Raw genomic sequence first — 22,104 nt, forward strand, 5'->3', positions numbered from 1 at the left:
CAAATAATTATCGAACTCAGGTTTATAGGTTTCTGGCCGTGTGTAAGTGCTTTGAACCTATTTGTGACAATTCTTTTTGAACTACCGATTGCCATCGCTGTTGTTTATCACAGTTTCCTTTCACAGCTGTGGGTGGTAATCGGCTAAAATATTTTCCCTATCTTATTTAGATGCCCCACGCTGCTCACGATATTGGGTGGGAGAAATTCCCATAACCTTGTTGAACAAACGGGAAAAGTAATATTGATCTTCTAATCCGATTTTAAAGGCGATCTCTTTGATCCTTAGGTCTGTAAACTGTAAGAACTGACAGGCCTTTTGGATTTTTAGATGATTCAGATATTCTATCGGAGGAAAACCTGTGCGTTTTTTAAAGATTGCTGAGAAGTGACTTGCAGAGATATTTACGTTTTCTGCTATCATCTCCAGCGTTAATATTCTATCCAGGTTGTCCTGCATATATCGGAACGAGAGTTCAATTAGGTCCTCGCTTGCCGTTTTCGGAGACTGTTCGAACTTATCAACGAATAAAAATGAGGACAAAAATTGAGGGAACCTCAAATTTACATAGCTTAGGTTATCGAAACCATATCCACTTTCAAGGGTTTGATATAGGGAATCAAATAGGTTTATGCGATCATCGGAGAAAGAAACATAACTTTTTGGGGAACCATATTTTCTGGCTGCAAGTTCAATGATCTCATCCGCCTGCTCGCCTTTAAAGTGACACCAATAAATGGTCCAGGGATTCTCAGGATCGGTTTTATAAGAATGGGCCTGTCCCCGTGGGATAAAAATAAAATCTCCGCTGCTGATTTCATGGAATGCTTTGTTGATTTTAATGGTTCCTTTTCCGTCAACGCAATATATCAGTATATTCTGCTCAGCACCGTGAGTTCTTTCCCGAAAATGCAAACTGGCCTTAGGATAGTAGCCAATATCGGTTATAAAACATTTGTTGATGAGTTTATTTCCTATACAGAATTTTTGTAGAATGGTTCTCGGGATGACGATAGCACGTTGACCTTCAAAACCATCTTTTTTAAAATTTTTCCGAAGAGATTTCATTTGTCAATAGTAAGAAAATGTAATTGCTATAGCAAATGTTTATGTCTTGATGCCCTAAACTCAGTATCTGTTTTTACTATATCATAATTTTGTCTATCATATTCGGTTGAATGTCCATTTGCTTGCTGAGTAGTATTCTATAAAATTGTATCATATCTTATTCTAACCAAATAATACTAATAAAATGGAAAACCAAAACATTTCCTTCAATACAAGGTATATCCTGTTTATCTCATTCATATCTGCCCTTGGAGGTTATCTGTTTGGCTTTGATTTCGCAGTTATTTCAGGTGCACTACCATTTTTAAGAAACGAGTTTGGGCTTAACGAGTGGTGGGAAGGGTTTTTGACCGGTTCTCTTGCCCTGGGCTGTATTGTAGGCTGCCTTGTTGCGGGCAAAGGTGCAGATGTTTTTGGCAGGAAACCCGGACTGATGTTAGCTGCATTGATTTTTGCGGCCTCTTCTGTAGGTATGGCCTTGAGCAGTTCGCTGTCAGCTTTCATTCTGATGAGGTTCTGTGCAGGTATCGGGGTTGGCATGGCTTCGATTTTAAGCCCTTTATATATTGCAGAAATTTCCCCTGCTGCGATACGGGGAAGAAATGTCGCAATTAACCAGTTTACGATCGTGCTCGGTATTCTGCTCACTAACCTAGTCAACTATTTTCTCGCCGATACCGGGCCTGAGGCATGGCGCTGGATGTTCGGTCTGGGGGTATTACCTTCTACAGTGTTCTTCATTGGCGTGACTTTTTTACCAGAAAGTCCCAGATGGCAGATTCAAAAAGGGTATATTGAAAAAGCCCGTGCAACACTTATTAAAATAGGCAAGGATGGGTTTGCTATGAATACGATCAATGAAGTCAATAAATCAATTGAAAACTCAAGGCCTGCAGGTCTAAAGGCTGTATTTAATAAAAGTATCCGTCCTGCGCTCTTGATCGGAATAACCCTTGCTGTATTTCAGCAGTTGTGTGGAATAAATGTTGTATTCAATTATACCTCTACAATTTTCGAAGCGGTTGGTGCAAATCTGGATAGGCAGCTTTTTGAAACTGTTGCAATCGGGATAGTCAATCTTTGCTTTACCTTGCTGGCGATGTGGCAGGTAGATAGATTAGGAAGAAGGCCGCTGATGCTTATTGGTTCTATGGGGCTTGCTTTTGCCTATCTGGCCATTGCTTATTTTCTAAACATCAAAGCCGACCCCAATATCATATCCATATTTGTGCTTTTGGCCATCGCACTTTATGCAACATCGCTGGCTCCGGTTACGTGGGTGCTTATATCCGAAATATTCCCCAATAATATTAGGGGAATTGCTTCTTCGATATCGATAGTAAGCCTCTGGGCGGCCTATTTTATACTGGTCTTTACTTTTCCTATACTGGCAAAACTCATAGGCACTTATGGCCCATTTTACTTTTATTCTGCCATTTGTTTTGCCGGCTGGCTTTTTATAAAACTTAAGGTAAGGGAGACCAAGGGAAAGACCCTTGAACAACTGGAAAATAATTTTATGCCGCATTGATAATCACAATCGCAGAAAAAATACAGGGATAAAAGTTTAGGCAAGGATCACAACCTTAACCGATAAAACTGAGCGGCCTGATAAAGATCAGACTTTTTTAGAAAAATGATCTGCTGGGACTTCGATGGATTTGGCGTATAGACCGTATAGTATGGAAAATAGAAAGTGACGATAGGGCGGTTGCTCAAAATAAACAAAAATCCTCGTCAGTTTATGCTTGGTGCCCAATGGATTGGATTATGTTTGATCACCCAGAAAAATATACTTTGTCGGTATCTGTTGTGGATGGAGGTGGGCAAAAAACAAGTCTGTCTGCTATTAGACTCAAGGAGGCGATTGATTTTTAACAACCAATCGACTGTAATCTGACCGCATATGGGAGTTTATGGGATAGGTATAAAAGAACTTGCAGGCTGTGCCGATATATTTTCTAGAGAAGAATAGTTGAAACCAAAGGAATTCTTAGAAAAAAATTGAAACGAATTAACAAATAATAGTATTGAAGATGATAAATTCTAACTCGACAGAATCGAATACCGCTGAAACTTTTCAAGACGAAAAAATTACCGCTTACTTGATACAATCTACTGTTAGTGAAAATGGAGCAGTACGTGTTTGGGAAGAAGATATATTATTGCCTACTTACCAAATAGGTGAAGAAGAGAAAAACCCGATTTTTCTGGAGAAACGCATTTATCAGGGGAGTTCGGGCGCGGTATATCCCTATCCGGTTGTAGAAAAGATTTCGGATGAAAAAATAGATATATCATACCATGCGGTATTTTTAGAGAATAAATACATCAAAATAATGATTTTGCCAGAGCTTGGGGGAAGAGTCCATATGGCATATGACAAGGTGAAACAACGCCATTTTGTATATTACAATCAGGTGGTCAAACCCGCACTTGTAGGACTTACGGGGCCTTGGATTTCAGGTGGGATTGAGTTTAATTGGCCCCAGCACCATCGGCCAAGTACTTTTCTCCCTGTGGATTTCCTTATCGAAGAAAACGCCGATGGGAGCAAAACGGTTTGGTGCAACGAAGTAGAAAGAATGTTCAGGACAAAGGGAATGCAAGGGTTTACCTTGCATCCTGACAAGGCTTTTCTGGAAATCAAAGTGAAAGTTTACAACAGGACTGCTCTCCCGCAAACCTTCCTATGGTGGGCCAACCCTGCTGTCGTTGTAAATGATGGTTACAAATCGGTTTTTCCACCCGATGTGCATGCCGTTTTTGACCACGGAAAGAGAGATGTCTCCAAATTTCCGATCGCAACCGGTGAGTATTATAAGCAGGATTATTCGGCGGGTGTCGATATTTCAAAATACAAGAACATTCCGGTCCCCACATCCTATATGGCGGTGCAGTCTAAATACAATTTTGTCGGAGGTTATGAAGATGGCGTTCAGGCTGGTTTATTACATGTTGCAAACCACCATGTTTCCCCCGGAAAAAAACAGTGGACATGGGGACATGGCGATTTTGGACGAGCCTGGGACAGGAACCTGACTGATGTGGACGGTCCGTACATTGAATTGATGACCGGAGTTTTTACGGATAATCAACCCGATTTCTCCTGGCTGCAAGCCTATGAAGAAAAATCATGGACGCAGTATTTTATGCCCTATTCTGAGGTTGGTTATGTAAAGAATGCTACCAAAGATGCCATTATCAATGTTGAATTGGAAGGGGATAAGGCTGTTCTGATTCTCTATACGACAAGTCTTTTTGAAAATTTAAAAGTGGAATTAAAAGATAAAAATGAGGTTCTTCTATATGAAGAAGTTATTTCTTGTTCTCCATCAAACCCATACAAAAAAAGCATTTCTGTTGAAAAATCAAAATCCGAAGAATTAATTTTTACCGTTTATTCGGCTAAAGGAGCTGTTTTAGTACAATATCAAGAAGAAAAAGCCGAAATAAAAGCCATTCCCGATCCTGCAAAGGCAGCCTTGGATCCTGCGGATATTTCATCAATCGAGCAGTTGTTTCTCACCGGACTGCATTTGGAACAATACCGCCATGCCACTTATAATCCACTAGACTACTATTTTGAGGCCTTAAAAAGAGCGCCGAAAGATGTACGGTGCAATAATGCTGTTGGTGTGCTGATGATGAGAAGAGGACAATTTGAAAAAGCGGAAGGCTATTTCAGAACTGCAATAGAAACATTGACCGAACGCAATCCCAATCCCTACGATGGGGAACCCTACTATAATCTGGGGCTTTGCTTGAAGATGCAGAACAAAAATGATGAGGCTTATGCGGCACTTTTTAAGGCAACATGGAATGCGGCATGGCAGGATGCTTCTTTTTACCTTCTGGCGCAAATAGACAGTATAAAGGGGGAGTGGAGCGAGGCTTTGGAACGCGTCGAATCATGCCTTGTCCGTAACTGGCACAATCACAAAGCCCGCCAGTTGAAGGCATCAGTTTTGAGAAAATTAAAAAGGAAGCCAGAAGCATTGGCCTGGATAGAAGACTCCCTTAAAATTGACAGCTTTAATATGGGATGCCGTTTTGAGAAATATTTATTGACCAATGACAAAGCCATCCTTGATGAAATGAAAACCATCATGCGTGGATGGTCCCACGGTTATATCGAATATGCACTTGATTTTGCCGGTGCGGGTTTATATGAAGAGGCAAGCGAATTATTGCAGGGCTGTATCAATGCCGGAAGAGAGAATTATCCTATGGTCTACTATACTTTAGGTTATTTTGCCTCTATGGATGGAAATCGGTCGAAAGCGATTGAATGGTATGAAAAAGCAGCCCGATTATCTCCAGAAAAATGTTTTCCAAACAGGATTGAGGAAGTAAATATTCTTAAGGATGCTATTGCACTGAATCCACATGATGGCAGGGCACCATATTATCTGGGTAATTTTTGGTACGCTTTCCGTCAATACGGAGAGGCAATCGAATGCTGGGAAATTTCGCGAAGTACCGATGACCAGTTTCCGACCCTGTTGCGAAATTTAGCACTGGCATATTTTAACAAACGTGGGGATAAGGTTTTGGCAAAGGAATTACTTGAAAAAGCATTTGAACTGGATAAAACGGATTCCAGAATATTCATGGAATTGGATCAGCTGTACAAAAAAATAGGTGTTGCACCCACCAGACGTTTAGAGATGCTGAACAGATATCCGGATTTAGTTGAAGAACGGGATGATCTGTGCATTGAGCGTATTACTTTGTATAACCAGACCGGCGAATATGAAACGGCTAAATATCTGATTGCTCAGCGAAAATTCCACCCTTGGGAAGGTGGGGAAGGAAAAGTTACAGGCCAGTACACTTTTAGCAGGGTGGAATTGGCTAAAAAGGCTATTGATGAAAAACGTTTTGATGAGGCGATACGATTATTGAAAGAAACCGAAGTATATCCACATAATCTGGGAGAAGGAAAATTAACGAATGCCCAGGAAAATGAAATAGATTATTACAAAGGCCTGGCCTATAAAGGTCTTGGGGACCAAGAAAATGCCAAAATATATTTCGTAAAGGCTACATTGGGGGCTTCTGAGCCTGTTCAGGCATTTTTCTATAATGATCAACAGCCTGATAAAATTTTCTATCAGGGGCTTGCCTGGCGCGAACTGGGTGATGAGGAAAAAGCCCGTAGCCGTTTTAACAGACTTATTGCCCACGGCGAAAAATACCTTTTTGAAAAATCTAAAATCGACTATTTCGCCGTTTCTCTTCCAGATCTGGCCATTTGGGACGATGATCTAAATGATCGCAACAAGGTACATTGCTATTATGTAATGGCATTGGGTTATAGTGGATTAGGGAATGAGATTGAATCGGAAAAATATTACGATAAGATAAAAGAGCTGGATATAAACAAACAGACGTTTAGAAAATAAGGTTGCCCTGAAATGTATAAAATAGGCCCATTTCATTTTGCTGCTGAGCAGTATTTATAATCAATTTTTTTTGGAAGCAGTTTACGAACTGGCATAGGGAATAGATAATGGTTTGCTATTACAAACGAGGTAATTGAGAAAGTTCAGCCTGAAATTCGTATTTAAACAAGTCTTATTCTGCCTCAAATGATAAGCGGCAGGTTATTTATTAAAATAGTTTGATCATATTGAGATAATATGTATATATGTGCATACAAATTATGAGGTATATTGCAAATAAGCGGAAATCAATCAAATCTAAGGATATTGAGGTTAATCCCATGCTGTTACATGAGTTTCAGAACGGGAGTGAGCAGGCCTTTGATCAGATTTTTACATGCTATTATCCTTTATTGTGTGTTTATGCCAGTCGTATCCTGTCCCAGCCCGGTATGGGACAAGATTTTGCACAGGAAAGCCTTGTCACGGCATGGAATCGTAGGGCAGATTTTGATAATATTTTCAAAATTAAAGCATTTCTTTATACCTGTGTCCGTAATGCATGTTTCAAGCAATTAGAAAAAGAGAAGGTAAAGGCCAGATATGAATCTTCAATGGGTTCAAATGAGCCCATCGAAGACCAAAGTGCCCTGAAGGATATCATTCATGCTGAGGTGATCAGCCGGATTTTTGCATGTGTAGATACTTTACCAGAACAATGCCGTAAAGTTATTTATATGACCTTTAGGGAGGATAAAAAACCAAAAGAAATTTCGGAAGAACTAGGGATTGCCATCAGTACAGTAAACAGCCAAAAGATGAGGGGGCTTAATTTATTAAGGCAAAAATTGCCCAATAGCGAATACCTGCTTATTGCGGTTATTCTATTTACAGGAGTCCGGCATTAAGCTCTTTTCGGGCATGCCAGGCCTGGCGGATAACAATCTCTCTTCATAGATGCTCCCATGTTTTTTACCCGTAAAAAAACATCTGGAAGGTGATTTTAAATAGGTATTTGACAGGCTTCCTAAAAAAAGTTTAAAATCTTTTGGACAAATTCAATGGGCATCCGGTTATAGACATAATTGAGCCAAATATATTAACGATGGAACTTCCAAATGTAAATTTCAGTAGCCGCATAGCAGCGCTAATCTGTGGGTATCTTTTTAATGAACTCAACGATGGTGAGCTGGAGGAATTGGAGCAATGGATCAATGCCTCGCAAGAGCATAAGGAGATATTTGAAAGTATTCTTGATGAGGCCAGTCTGGAAAATCAAGGCCGGATCTATAATTCTGTAGATGTGGACTTGGCTTTGATTTCGGCAAAACAGCAGTTGAAATTTGTTGAAAGGCCTGGAAATAATACAAATAAAAAGATCAGACCACTTTGGATATACATTGCTGCTGCATCGATTATACTGCTGATCACTACAATTGGCTTATATAACTTAAGGAATCCGAAGCCCTTGCCTGTACCCTCAGCTTTAGCTAAACGAAGTGAAATTAAGCCTGGAAGCAATAAAGCTACCTTAACCCTGGCAAACGGAAAAAAAATTGTTTTATCTGCAGCAGCAAACGGAGAGCTTGCCAAAGAAGCTGGAGTTGTAATTACCAAAGCGGCAGATGGGATGCTGGTTTATGAAGTAAAAGCTCAAAATGGACAGGATACCCATCAGATGAACGCCCTTTCGACTGCGAAAGGGGAACAGTATCAGGTAAGTTTACCTGATGGTACCAGGGTTTGGCTAAATGCGGCTACATCATTAAAATATCCCAGTTCTTTTAGCGGGACCGGTGAACGCAGGGTGGAATTAAGTGGAGAAGCTTATTTTGAGGTGTCAAAAGATAAAATACATCCCTTCATCGTGAAAACGGATCGACAAGAGGTAGAGGTGCTGGGCACCCACTTTAATCTCAACAGCTATTCTGATGAAGAGGTTACAAAAACTACCTTGCTGGAAGGTGCTGTAAAAATCAACCGTAGGATTTTACTCAAGCCGGGCGAAGAGGGGGTGTCAGCCAAAACAGGCACTTTAACAGTAAATGCGGTTGATACCGAGAGCAGTATAGCCTGGAAAAACGGACGCTTTGTTTTTGAAAATGAGCTGTTGAAGACCGCCCTGAATAAAATAGCCAGGTGGTATGATATAGAGGTTGAGTACCAGGACCAAAATCTTGAAAGCTTGCCCGTAGGAGGAAGCATATCCAAGTTCGATAAAGTTTCAGAAGTTTTGGCTTTATTCGAAAAAACAGGGGGGCTACAATTTACAATTAAGGGCCGAACGGTAATTGTCTGTAATAAAAAATAAACTCAAGGCGCTATCTATAAGGAGCCTTGTTAACTAACCAAATATAAACTCAAACTAACCAACCATGAGAAAACCCAGAAATGTGCCTTAGCGGAAACTAAAACGGTAATCATATAAAAAAATCTGGAACGTAGCAAGCGCCCCAGATTAGCATGTCTGATTAAACCGAAAATGAGTGTTGAATTCCTTTTTTAATCTAAACAGAAATCCAAATGTATAAAAATTACACCAATAATGTATGTTGGCCTAATCGGCTATTGCCAAAAATCCTGTTGACTATGAAACTGACGAGCGTTTTATTAATAGTGACTATTATGCAGGTAAGTGCAACAGGTTTTGCACAGAAAATAACCATAAAGCAGAAAAATGTTTCCCTGGAACAGCTTTTTAAGGTAATTACCAAGCAAACTGGCTATAATGTGCTCTGGGTTGGTATTGAGGCCGGAAATTTCAAAAAAATTGACCTCGATTTCAACAAAGCACCTTTAAATGATGTTTTGAAAAAGTCTTTCGAAAATCAGTCTTTGACTTATGAAATCGAAAATAAAACAATCATTGTCAGAAAATCCAAAAAGATCCTGATTGAGCCTGATCAGGCTGTCAATATGGTCATTGACATTTCTGGTAGAATTGTAGACGCTGATGGGAAGCCGCTTCCCGGTGCTTCGGTGAAAGTGAAAGGTACTACAAAGGCTGCGACTGCCGATAATGGCGGGAACTTTCAGTTAAAAGGGGTAGATGAGAGCGCATTACTGGAGGTTTCTTTTATAGGGTATGTGACTGTAGAAGTAAAGGCCAGTAAAGATTTAGGAAATATTGCATTAAAGCAAACTGACGCCAAATTGAATGATGTTGTTGTGGTGGGTTATGGTACTCAAAATAAAAGAGATTTGATTGGTAGTGTTGCAACTGTAAAAGCAGAGACTTTTAAAACAGTAGGTAACTCTACAAATGTATTGTCCCTTTTACAGGGACAGGCTGCGGGAGTGAGCGTTCAATCAACCTCAGGAAAGTTAGGTGCGGGTGTTAATGTCCTGGTTCGTGGGGTAAGTTCGATTAGTGCAGGTACATCTCCTCTTTATATTATCGATGGTGTTCCGGTAATTGGTGATATGTCACTTGTTAATCAAACGGATATCGAGTCAGTTCAGGTGTTGAAAGATGCCGCTGCAACTTCTATTTATGGCTCCAGGGGATCAAATGGTGTTGTCCTAATCACTACAAAGTCTGGTGTTGATGGAAAGATTTTAGTAAGTGCTGATTACAGTACGGGAATTTCTGATTTACCTTTGAAAAAAGTTAAGACAGTTAACACCAACCAACTTTTTGAAATGCTGGATTTATCCAAAACCAGCAATGGGATGGGGAAATTCGACATGGAAACTGATTATTATTCACTTGGGGCGAATATAACTGAGAAGCTTACAAGAGATCAGGCATTAGCAACCAATACAGATTGGAAGAAAGAAATGATGAAAAATGGATCATTCCACAGTGCCAATCTTTCGGTTGTTGGAGGTGATAAAAATGTCAAATACTTCGTGTCCGGAAATTATAGAACAGATGAAGGTGTGATGAAAAATGATAAGCTTGAACGTTATGGACTAAGAGCGAATATCGATCTTAAACCAACCAGCCATTTCGATGCAGGAGTAAGAATCAATCTGAACGCTTCAAAAAGGAATCAGAGCGGAGGATCGTTCAATCCTCTGGCACCGGATCAGAGTAATGCACCATTCAGTTCCATATATACCACACCGATGCTGCCTGTTTACAGTTTAGCCAACCCGACTTTCTATTTAAACCCAAAAGCAGGTAATCCTGCGGCATTAAACGACCGGGCAAATAATTTGACTGATTATGATATATACCGCGTATTGGTTGGTACTTACGCTGAGTATCGTATTCCCTTTGTAGATGGGCTATCGGCTCGTACAGAGATATCTATGGATTTTCAACAGGCAAATTCAAACCATTGGGAGTCAGCCAATATTCGTCCTGATGGATATACAGCAGCTTCTGACTTAGCAGTTACATCTAAAACCTCAAATTATAATTTCTTCTTGACATATAATAAGCAATTTGGTGACCATAACTTAAATCTTGTTGGAGGAATGGAAGGTCAAAGAACAACCGGATGGTATCGAAGTATGGATGGAAGAGATTTAGTAGGTAGTTACCAAGAATTGGGAACACCAAATCAAAAAACAAATATGTCATCTTCATTAAGCAATGAAAATTACCGTCTGGGCTATTTTGGCCGGGCCAATTATAAATTCAAGGACAAATATTTGCTCGGTTTTAGTTTAAGAAGAGATGGATCAACCGTATTTACCCCTAATTATAGATGGGGTACCTTCAAGGCTTTTTCTGCGGGGTGGATTATTAGTGATGAAGCATTTATGGGCGATTTTGGAAGAAAAAATTTCTTAAAAATAAGAGGGAGTTTCGGTCAAACGGGTAATTCAAATATTCCTTCGAAATTGAATGCGAATGGGTATACCAATGCTTTAGCCTATGGTAGTAGTGATATTACAGCTACAAACGGGACCCAGCTTAATACCTTAGGAGTAGATAATCTAACTTGGGAAACGACTAACAGTGCTGATTTTGGAGTTGATTTCGGTTTCTTTAATAATCGTATAAACGGATCGATTGCTTACTATAACAAATACGTTAAAAATCTGCTTCTTTCAGTATCCTTGCCACCTTCAGCTGGGGTAAACTCAGGAACACTTTGGAATAATATTGGCGATTTGGTAAACAGAGGAATCGAACTTTCGTTAACTTCCGTTAACATCAAGTCCGATAATTTCAAGTGGCAAACAACATTCAATGTTGCATTTAACCACAACGAGGTTAAAAAACTAACTCCACAAATTGATTCAAAAGGGACAGGAATGGTGGCTTCGGGCTATATCACAAAAGTTGGTACTGGAATTCGTGATTATTATCTTGCTGATTATGCTGGAATTGACTCGAAAACAGGATTACCTAAAATATATGCCCTTGACAAGACTTATTATGGCCAAACCGGAGAAACAAGAAGGTTGAAAGATGCGAATGGGAATGATGTACTTTTAGATGCTAATGTGAATAATGCAAGTAGTAATTATTTCCATATGAATAATAAAAACGAAATCCCAAAATACTACGGGGGTCTTTTTAACCAGTTTAATTATAAGTCATTTGATTTAAGCTTTTTAGTTTCTTTTTCAGGCGGTAATTACATTTATGATCAGTATTATAGAAATTTAATCGGTCAAGGTTTGGTTGCTAACGCTTCTTTACCAACTGATTATTATGACAATTACTGGAAAAACCCAGGTGATGATGCCAAGTATGCGCGTTTATTATTGAGAGGTAATATTTATAAAGATGCAAACGGCATTTCACAGAATTTTGGCGACTCCCGTTCTCTTACATCTCAATTCCTTTACAAAGGCGATTTTGTAAAATTAAAATCGGTAACCTTGGGTTATACCCTTCCGTTGAAATCAAAAATTCAGCAGTCAATCCAAAGTATCAGGCTTTATGCCAGTTTCGAGAATCTTTATACGAAGAGCAAGTACCCGGGATGGGATCCTGAAGGACAAGGCTATGTTATTTCTTGGGATATACCACAATTATTTTCTGCAAGCTTTGGGGCTTCGGTTAAATTTTAAACATTAATAAATTATAAATCAGTTGACTTCAAGTCAATATAAATTATTTATAGATGAAAAAAATATTATTTCTTATATGTATTGTTTTGATGCTGTGTACAGCATGCAAAAAGGAATCTTTTTTCGATTTGGAAAGGCCGGTACAGAGTCCTTGGACAACACTTGCTGATTTTGACAGAGCTGCGATAGGTTCCTATTTTAAGCTTTTTGCAACAGGTGGCTACTCCAATGCTTATAATAGCTGGACTTTGTATAAAAATGCTGAAGCCGATGATGTTTCTTGGATTGCCCCAGGTGATTCTTGGGGATACTTCCGTGATTCACAAAATCAAAAACAATTTTTACCTGACGTATTTATAAATTCATATAAAGTTATAGGTTCAGTAAATGACGCGCTTAAGTTTGTGGATAAAAATGGCGGAAACCCTTACCCAACAATAAGTGACGACGATAAAAAGTATAATTTGAATCGAGTAATTGGCGAGCTTTATTTTCTTAGAGGATTTGCCTATTATATGAATGCTACTGTTTTTTGTAATGCCTACGTACCAGGAGGTGCTAATAATGCAAAACAGATACCATTGATATTACAAACGGCTACTGATTATACTGATGCTACAAATAGTAAAATAGGAACAGTTCAGGAGGTATGGTCACAAATACAGTCTGATTTTGAAAAAGCCTATTCACTTTTGCCCGAGCGCTATATTGCTGGAAAAATGAGCATGTCATATCAGGCTGGGCGCGCTAATAAATTTGCAGCAGCAGCTATGTTGGCACGTGTTCACTTTGCTATGGGTAACTATGACAAGGCAAAGACATACACTGATTATGTTATTGATCAGAATGGAGGAGACTACAACCTGAGCGAAGACCCGATACAAGCTTTCAATAAAAATACCTTGTCTCGTGGGAATGAGTCTATATTATGGATTCCGTATTATGATCAAACGACTGCCCAACAGGCTCAACTATTTGGTGCTTACAACCATCAGAGAGTAGATGTGGTAAATGCCTGGACTGAATGCAACATAGAAGCATCAACGATAAAAAGAATTGGTTGGATGAATGACGGTTTAACTACAAATCAACCTTTCAATAACGCTGCATTGTATGACAAACGTTTTACACAGTTGATGGCCGTAAGAGAGCCTGCTTCCATCCCTGCAGCTGCACAAACACCAGATCGATGGTACAAAGATACTAGGATCACACATACCAGTGTATTTGCTAATAAAGCTTTTAGAGGAGGAACTATAGGAACTGCTGCTGCAAAATATACAAATTATCCGCTAATCAGGCTCGCAGAAATGTATCTAACCCGTTCCATCTGCAGATTTAAAGCAGGTGATATGACCGGTGCAGCAAGCGATCTTAATATTGTTAGGAAGCGTGCATGGGATGCAACAGCTGCAGGACAAACTTACGAAAGCTCAAGTCGTTTCGTAACCGCAGGCAATATTACTGCTCAGATGATTGGTGATGAGCGTCTTATTGAAATGTATTGCGAGGGAGACAGGATAGATTATTTAAGAGGCCTAAAAGTTGATGTCGGAAATGGCGAAAGAGGTGCTGGATCTGTACCTTATACCGATAAAGGTTTTGCTTGGGCTGTTCCTACTACCGAAACAGACTTAAATAATGGTTTTAAACAATAAGAATAAAATGTAACAGCACCCCCTTAATAATGGGGGGCTGTTTTTAAAATCTTTGCTGAAAAAATGTTTTCTAATGTTTACTTCTCCTAGGTTTACTAGACCGAGATTTTTCAAGAGGGAATTCTTTTTTTGTAAATACGACCATTATATGAATGTTCCATAAATGATGAAGTTTAAGAAAACGGGTATAACGACTTTTCTGTTGCTGGTGTTTTGGTTTGCCAACGCACAGGAAACTGCAATAAAGAAAGATAGTTTTAACATTATCGATCTTAACTATCCGGGGCTTGAAAAAGTCCGGAAAGCTGTATTGGCCGAAAAATATAATGAGGCCGCGAAAGAGTTACTGGAGTATTATCGGAAAAGGTCAACGGTAAAACACCCGGAATTTAATGTGGCCGACAGCGCTGCTTTTGCCGGAAAACCTATCGAAGCGGCCGAACAGGAAAAAGCAGACAATGCCCTGATTCATAAATTCAAACCCCATGGCGGATATGGTTTTTTTGATTATGGGAAAGACATTGACTGGCAATATTGGCCGATAAAAGATGACGAAATTCGCTGGCAACTGCATCGTGTCACCTGGTGGCAATCTATGGGGCTGGCCTACCGCAGTAGTGAAGATGAGAAATATTCCAAAGAATGGGTGTTCCAGTTCCGGGATTGGGTCAGAAAAAACCCTTTCGGCCTCAATGAAGAAAATGATAGGATTGCGTGGCGGCCATTAGAAGTATCACTAAGAGTTTTAGGCCTTCCTAGTTCATTTAATTTATTTGTTAACTCGCCCAATTTTTCTCCAGCATTTTTAATGGAGTTTTTGAGCAGTTACAACCAACAGGCAGGATATATTCTTCCCCATAGTACCGAACATGGCAATCATCTGCTTTTTGCGGCACAAAGCGTACTATTTGCCGGGGCATTTTTCCCAGAGTTAAAAAACGCCGGTAGCTGGAGAAGAGATGGCATCGGGGTACTGAATACGCAAATCAAAAAACAGATTTATCCGGATGGTGCTCAGTTCGAACTCTCTCCTGTTTATCATATTGCAGCTATAGAGATATTCTTAAGTGCTTATAACGCCGCAAAAATGGCAGGTTTGGAAAAAGAATTTCCTGAAAGCTATACCCAGATTATAGAACGGATGATCATGGCCACTATCAATTATACTTTCCCGGATTATAACAATCCAATGTTTGGCGATTCGTTCCCGGTTGATAAAAATCTCAGGATAAAACAATTTGCTACATGGTCGAAAATTTTTCCTCAGAATGATGTGATAAAGTATTTTGCAACCGATGGAAAAGAAGGAAATATCCCTTCTTATTTGTCCAAAGGATTATGCACTTCAGGGTTTTATACATTTAGAAACGGGTGGGACAAAAAATCTACCGTTATGGTATTAAAGGCGAGCCCCCCGGGAGAGTTTCACGCCCAGCCTGATAATGGTACATTTGAACTTTGGGTAAAAGGCAGAAACTTTACACCCGATGCCGGTTGCTATATCTACGGTGGCGATGCTGAGGTCATGAGGCTTAGAAATGCTTACCGACAAACCCGTGTACACAGCACCCTTACGCTCGATAATGCAAACATGGTTATTACCAAAGCACAGCTTAACAAATGGGCGACCGGGAAAAATATTGATATCCTTACCTATACCAACCCAAGCTATCCTGATTTAAACCACCGTCGCAGCGTATTATTTATCGATAAAAAATATTTTCTGATTATTGATGCGGCGATGGGTAAAGCCAGGGGTAACCTAGGCATACATTTCCAGCTAAAAGAAGATGCTAACCCTTTTTTTGATAAAGGAAAATATAAAGTTTATACCAATTATCCTGATGGGAACAATTTGCTGATTCAGTATTTGAACAGAGACAAAGTATCCCTAAAGGAGGAGGAAGGGAAAGTATCTTATGCTTACCGCAAAGAACTGGCAAGGCCAGCTTTTGTGTACGAAAAGCCAAAGATCACTGAACAGCCACAGCGTTTTATCTCGGTGGTTTTTCCATATAATGGAAACAGCGCTCCGGATATAAGCATGGAGGAAAATGCCGCAAACGATTATGAAAATGGTAATTTAAACATTACGATAACTGTTAACGGCAAAAAATCAACTATAGCAGCAAAGTTGTTTTAACGATAATCATAAACTGGCTCCTTAGGTTATCCTGTTTTATACGATGCTTTAACAAAGGAGCCATTGATGAAAAGAATTGGACGGGTTCTTAATTACGAAACTTACTTATATATGTTAAGATCCTCCAGCATCCTACCGACCAAATAGGTCGATTTTGTACAAATTGAACGGTGATTATATAAGGTATTAGTAAAGAAAAAAATAATATGGAACCGTCGTGAGCAGACACTCACAAAGCGAAATGAACCGAGCTTGCGAGCTCTTGAACACCGACTAAAAATAGACAAACTGTGAAAAATATTGCTCATGACGGCTTCATCATCATTAAAAAACAAATTATATACGGATGAAAAGGTTACTGTACAAGTCTATCCGATTTCTATAAAAGATATATTAAACATCAATATTACTGGATATAACGGTACTTCAGAAGCATTTGTTTTTGATCTATTTAGCAAATGGTATTGAATAAAAAATGGAAAGTAGCGATGCCAATTTTGATGTATCCCGACTTGCTGAGGGATGTATTTTGTTAAGATAATAGTGCCGATGGCAAAACTTTAACAATGACAAAAATAAATTAAAAATAAGAGGTGTTATTTTCAAATAGAGTATACATCTCTTTTATAACCATTAAATCATAACTGCAGCTAAACAATAATTTATGAATAAACATATTAGAACAAAGTTTATTACCTGTTTACTATTGAGTATAGTTTCGTGTCAAATTTTTGGACAAGAAAAAGAGGGCGATCGAGTTAAATCGGAGCATGATCAAATTGGAAATACAGTAGATAAAAATTCTACACATATCCATACTAGCAATCCTGATGCGCAATGGTATCCTGATGCCGGATTAGGGCTCTTTGTGCATTGGGGATTATCATCTGTAAAGGATATTGGCGCATCCTGGCCAATGGTAGTCGGTTGGGGATTGCGATCAAAAAAAATCGATACACTTGAAATTAAAAGGGTAGTAAGGGAACGGGATTACGAAAAAATAAATGGGGGAAGTTTCTTTATAACCCCAAATGATTATTGGGCGATGGCAAAGGATTTGACGGCTCAAAATTATGACCCTGACAAATGGATTAAGGCTGCGAAAGAAGCCGGTTTTACCTACGCTGTATTAACCACCAAACACCACGAGGGATTTGCCTTATGGCCAAGTGCTTATGGCGATTTTAGCACTAAAAATTTTATAGGAGGCAAGGATTTAGTACGGCCTTTTATTAATGCCTGCCGCAAATATGGTTTAAAGGTTGGACTTTATTTCTCCCCACCTGATTGGCATTTTAACAAGGATTATGAGAACTTCTTTTTCCAGGAGGCAAGAGTGCATAATCCTACTTTTCCTGAATTGGACGCAGATTTGAATCCTCGAACTTCTAAACCAAATGCCGAAGAAACTGCCAAACACCGTGCAGCCTATGCTGCAATGGTACGTGGACAGTTAACGGAACTGTTGACGAACTATGGCAAAATAGATTTACTTTGGTTTGATGGCCGGGCAGCTATAGATAATCCATCCAATGTGCTAACTCAGGAAGAAATTAGACGTTTGCAGCCAGGTATTGTAATGAATCCCCGCATGCATGGTACAGGCGATTTTATAACCTTTGAACGAACTCCTCCCGCAAAAGACCCTGGTGATACCTGGGCAGAGTTCTGTAATACTTGGACAGAAAGTTGGAATAACAGTAATACTCTTCCTTTTCGTTCCAATGCATTTATTTTGGGGCAATATGTTGCCATGCGCGCCTGGGGAGTTAATTATTTACCAAGTATTGGCCCTAAAGCTGATGGTTCGATGCCGGAGGCTGTATATGAGAATTTAAAAGTTATAGCACATTGGATGAAAGCGAATGGAAAAGCAGTAAAAAACACAAAGCAGTTGCCTGTAGCTGAAACAGCTTCGGTACCTGCAACGTCAAATAACAATTTCCGTTACCTTTTTGCAATTCCCGAATTTAAAGATAATGGTATGTATGAGAAGGACAGACTTCCAGCCAAAGATATCGTGTTGACGCTAAAAACAGCAAGCAAACCAAAGAAGGTGAAGCTATTGGGGTCAGCCAAATCGTTAAAGTTCAGTTATTCTGATGAGCAGGTCCAAGTTAAACTTCCCGCTTCAATGCGTACCAGTCTGGTCGATGTTGTACAAATTGAACTGTGATTATATAAGGTATTAGTAAAGAAAAAAATTAATATGAAACCATCGTGAGCAGACACTTGCAAAGCGAAATGAACCGAGCTTGCGAGCTCTTGAACACCGATTAAAAAATAGACAAGCTGTGAAAAATATTGCTCATGACGGCTTCATCATCATTAAAAAACAAATTATATACGGATGAAAAGAATTATTGTACTAACAGTCCTATGCTTATTGCAAGTGAGCGAATTTGCTGGAGCACAAGGGATAGAAGATAAGAGGGCATGGAATGAGTTCTCAGTCAGAGCGGGCCTGCCAAACTTTTTTTCAAAGGCATTGCAAAGCGGATCGGTAAAAGTGGCTTATTTAGGGGGAAGTATCACCAAACAGGAAGGATGGCGTGTGCATTCGCTAAATTGGTTTAAGGAGCGTTTTCCTCAAGCCTCATTTTCGGAAGTGAACGCGGCCGTTAACGGAACAGGTTCCGACTTTGGTGCGTTTAGGCTAAAGGAACAGGTATTGAAGCACAAACCAGATTTAGTTTTTGTTGAGTTTGCGGTTAACGATGGAAAAACAGAATCGGCAAAGATTATTCGTTCAATGGAAGGGATTGTGAGGCAGATCAAGCAGGCAAACCCTTATACCGATATATGTTTTGTTTATACTATTTCAAAATATTCATTGGAAGAGGAACAAAAAGGAATGCTGCCTAATTCGGCTCAACAGATGGAAAAAGTAGCCGATCATTATGGGATTCCCAGCATCAACTTCGGTTTTGAAATAGCAAGCATGGTGAGTAATCAACAGCTTATTCTGGAAGCCAGCGCAAAGGAACAGAAAGGCTTAAAAGTGTTCAGTCCTGATGGCACTCATCCTTATCCTGAAACAGGACATGTTATTTATCAAAATGTTTTGAAACGTTCGTTTGAGAAAATGATTCCCACGAATGCAAGTTCGTTAGTAAAAAGCAAACTTCCAAAGCCAATGGTATCCGATTGTTATGTTAACACTCAAATGGTTGACATAAAGGATGTAAAGTTAAGTTCAAACTGGGAGCTGATAAATTCGAAGGAGAATCCTTCGTTCTCTGAGTTTAGCAATTTCCTTCCCTTTATTGGAAAGGCGGGGCAATCAGGGGAGACGATTACTATTCATTTTAAAGGACGCTCTTTTGGCTTCTTCGATATTATGGGACCTGATGCAGGAAGGGTTATCGTGGAAATTGACGGCGCGGTAAAGGATACGATTAGGAGGTTTGATCCATATTGTAGCTATCGAAGGATGAACTATGGTATTATTGGCGGTCTTGAAGATAAAAAACACACGGTGGTGCTTAGGTCCCTGTGCGAGCCTTTTGACAAAACTGCAATCTTGTCTAATAAAGAAAGTATAACAAAGAATCCTGAAGTCTACAAACCGAATAACCTTTACATAGGTAAAATCTTGATAGAAGGAAAAATCCTGAAATAAGGGTCTAAAAAGTTAAGATGACATTGAGCTCAAAAATTTGTAATTGGCGAACGGAATGATAACTCTAATGAACAGGATGGGGAGCTGAACCAGTACAGCAAGATCATTAGAAATATTGCCGCTGAATATTCCTTGTTTGTCTGTGATCGTCGAAAATCTTTTGTGGGGGTGCTTAACGGCCAACAACCCCAGTAATGCCGAAATTGGTGTTTTGACAAAAGACAGCGTGCATTTTAATGAAAAAGAAATTTGTTTGTAGCGGAGGAAATGTGGAAAGTACTCCAGCCTTTGCTAAGATAGTGTTCAAAATGGTTTTATTTTAAATATTAATAAATGATACAATTCAAAGTCAATCACATACAGGTTTTCAGGTTAATAGCCTTGTTTTTCTTCTTTCTTTTCTCAGCTAGAATGGTACCGGCCCAGGAACCAGCGAAGAAGAAAATGGATGAAATGTGGGAGGGCAAGGGCAACGTAAACGCTGAAACAAATCTTTCAAGGGGGAAGTTGTTTCGGGATGGCAAATATGCCATGTTTATACATTGGGGATTATATTCACAGATAGGCAATCAGTGGAAAGGAAAAACATATTATGGTATTGCTGAATGGATCATGAACAGCAATATGGCCAATATTACCCTGCAGGAATACATGGCTGTGGCCAAAGATTTTAATCCGGTAAATTTTAACGCAAAGGCCATTGCACAGCTCGCTAAGGATGCAGGTATGAAATATATTGTTGTTACCAGTAAACACCATGATGGATTTGCGATGTTTCATTCTAAAGACAATAAATTTAATATCGTTGATGCTACTCCCTTTAAGAGAGATCCAATGATTGAACTTGCCCAGGCTTGTAAAAATGCAGGGCTAGGTTTTGGTTTTTATTATTCCCAGAATCAGGATTGGACAGCACCCGGGGGCAATGGTGGTCCCCAGAAGGATGAACAGGGAAACAAAAAATCATTTGATGACTTTTTTAAAGAGAAGTGTTATCCCCAGGTCAAGCAGATCACTACCGAATATGGACCCATAGAACTGGTGTGGTTTGATACCCCAGGAGGAATGGACAAAAAATATGCGGAGCAGTTGGTAGAATTGGTACATAAAAATCAGCCGGGGGCTTACGTATCCGGGCGCGTTGGGCATAACTTAGGGGATTATACCACTTTAGGGGACATGGAGGTTCCTAAACAGAATGTAGAAGGATTGTGGGAATCGGTCGACGTAACGAATGATTCATGGGGTTATGCAGGGTATGACCAGAATTGGAAAAGCCCTAAGGAAATTCTGACACGCGCCCTTTCTACTGTTGCCAGGGGAGGTACTTACATGTTAAATGTTGGTCCTAAACCAGATGGCACAATACCTGAGCAGGCGGCAATGGCATTACTAAATTCGGGCACCTGGATAAAAAAATACCCCCAAACTATATATGGAGCAAAGGCCTCTCCTTGGAAACACGCTTTGCCTTGGGGCGATGCAACAGTGCAGGGCAATAAAATCTCGCTTTTGGTTTACGACTGGCCAGTAAGTGGACACCTGTACCTATCGGGACTACGCTCTGAAATAACTTCTGTAAAGTTATTGAATAACGGCAAACATGAGCCTTTGCTATTTTCCAAAAAGAATGGATGGATAGATATTCTTGTGCCAGCGAAAGCCCCAGAAATGCTGGTATCAGTGGTAGAAATAACGGTCAAAGGCGACCCAAAGGCAAATTCAATACAAAGTATAGACCCCCAAATTGAAACGACAATTCATGCCGATTTTGCAACAGCAATAAACTGTGAGAAAAATGGAAAATCATGGATGGAAAAATTTGGTGAGTGGAAACATATCAATGAAGTCATCAAATGGACTACCAACAGCAAATTAGAGTGGGAAGTTGAAGTTTTAAAGCCAGGTTATTATCAAACTGAATTAAATTATACGGGAGTAGGGCGCTTGGTTTGGAAAATTGAAAGCAGCGGAGGGGCGATTGTTCAAAACCAACAAAATTCTTCTTCAGTTTATTCTTGGTATCCCATGGGCTGGATGAAGTTTGAGCATCCCGGAAAATATACTTTGTCCGTATCATTATTAGGCGGCGATAAAGAAAAAGCAAGTTTATCTGCCATAAAATTTAAAAAAATAGATTGAAATAGAAATCTAAATTGGACTTCAACTGCGGGTTAAATGGAAAATTTAGACGATTGTGAAGTTAATTTAGATCTGGAGAACTACGGCTAAGTAGGTTAAATTTCCTGC

Annotated in this window: 11 protein-coding genes; 10 read left to right on the forward strand and 1 reads right to left on the reverse strand. The window is 39.5% G+C overall.

The window, feature by feature from the left end; translation table 11 throughout:
- Positions 1-162: 162 nt before the first annotated feature.
- The gene (locus AW17_RS12240; protein ID WP_029276759.1) at positions 163-1,068 is read right to left on the reverse strand and encodes an AraC family transcriptional regulator; all 906 of its coding nucleotides are present in this window, start codon (positions 1,066-1,068) and stop codon (positions 163-165) included.
- A 184-nt stretch (positions 1,069-1,252) separates the two neighbouring features.
- Between AW17_RS12240 and AW17_RS12245 the strand changes: the two genes are divergently transcribed.
- From AW17_RS12245 to AW17_RS12290, 10 genes are all read left to right on the forward strand, one after another.
- Positions 1,253-2,599, forward strand: a complete 1,347-nt coding sequence (locus tag AW17_RS12245; RefSeq protein ID WP_029276760.1) for a sugar porter family MFS transporter — start codon at positions 1,253-1,255, stop codon at positions 2,597-2,599.
- Between the two features lie 505 nt (positions 2,600-3,104).
- Positions 3,105-6,476 carry a DUF5107 domain-containing protein gene (locus tag AW17_RS12250; protein ID WP_051691803.1) on the forward strand — a complete coding sequence of 1,124 codons (3,372 nt, stop codon included), beginning with the start codon at positions 3,105-3,107 and terminating at the stop codon, positions 6,474-6,476.
- Between the two features lie 260 nt (positions 6,477-6,736).
- Complete coding sequence (locus tag AW17_RS12255; RefSeq protein WP_029276764.1) at positions 6,737-7,363, forward strand: RNA polymerase sigma factor; 627 nt, start codon at positions 6,737-6,739, stop codon at positions 7,361-7,363.
- Between the two features lie 197 nt (positions 7,364-7,560).
- Positions 7,561-8,766 (forward strand): FecR family protein, encoded by a 1,206-nt coding sequence (locus AW17_RS12260; protein WP_029276766.1) that lies wholly within the window; start codon positions 7,561-7,563, stop codon positions 8,764-8,766.
- 278 nt (positions 8,767-9,044) lie between these two features.
- Entirely contained in the window at positions 9,045-12,431 is a 3,387-nt protein-coding gene (locus AW17_RS12265; protein ID WP_167343673.1) for a TonB-dependent receptor, read from the forward strand.
- 53 nt (positions 12,432-12,484) lie between these two features.
- Complete coding sequence (locus tag AW17_RS12270) at positions 12,485-14,089, forward strand: RagB/SusD family nutrient uptake outer membrane protein (RefSeq protein WP_029276770.1); 1,605 nt, start codon at positions 12,485-12,487, stop codon at positions 14,087-14,089.
- A 166-nt stretch (positions 14,090-14,255) separates the two neighbouring features.
- Positions 14,256-16,232 (forward strand): heparin-sulfate lyase HepC, encoded by a 1,977-nt coding sequence (hepC, locus tag AW17_RS12275; RefSeq protein ID WP_036669810.1) that lies wholly within the window; start codon positions 14,256-14,258, stop codon positions 16,230-16,232.
- A 664-nt stretch (positions 16,233-16,896) separates the two neighbouring features.
- Positions 16,897-18,408, forward strand: coding sequence for an alpha-L-fucosidase (locus AW17_RS12280; protein ID WP_029276772.1), 1,512 nt, complete (start codon positions 16,897-16,899; stop codon positions 18,406-18,408).
- A gap of 174 nt (positions 18,409-18,582) precedes the next feature.
- On the forward strand, positions 18,583-19,854 hold the full coding sequence (locus AW17_RS12285; protein WP_036669812.1) for an SGNH/GDSL hydrolase family protein: 1,272 nt from the start codon (positions 18,583-18,585) through the stop codon (positions 19,852-19,854).
- Between the two features lie 333 nt (positions 19,855-20,187).
- The gene (locus AW17_RS12290; RefSeq protein WP_029276776.1) at positions 20,188-21,996 is read left to right on the forward strand and encodes an alpha-L-fucosidase; all 1,809 of its coding nucleotides are present in this window, start codon (positions 20,188-20,190) and stop codon (positions 21,994-21,996) included.
- Positions 21,997-22,104 lie beyond the last annotated feature (108 nt).

It is taken from the genome of Pedobacter borealis DSM 19626 (assembly GCF_000708285.2).
Taxonomy (GTDB): domain Bacteria; phylum Bacteroidota; class Bacteroidia; order Sphingobacteriales; family Sphingobacteriaceae; genus Pedobacter; species Pedobacter borealis.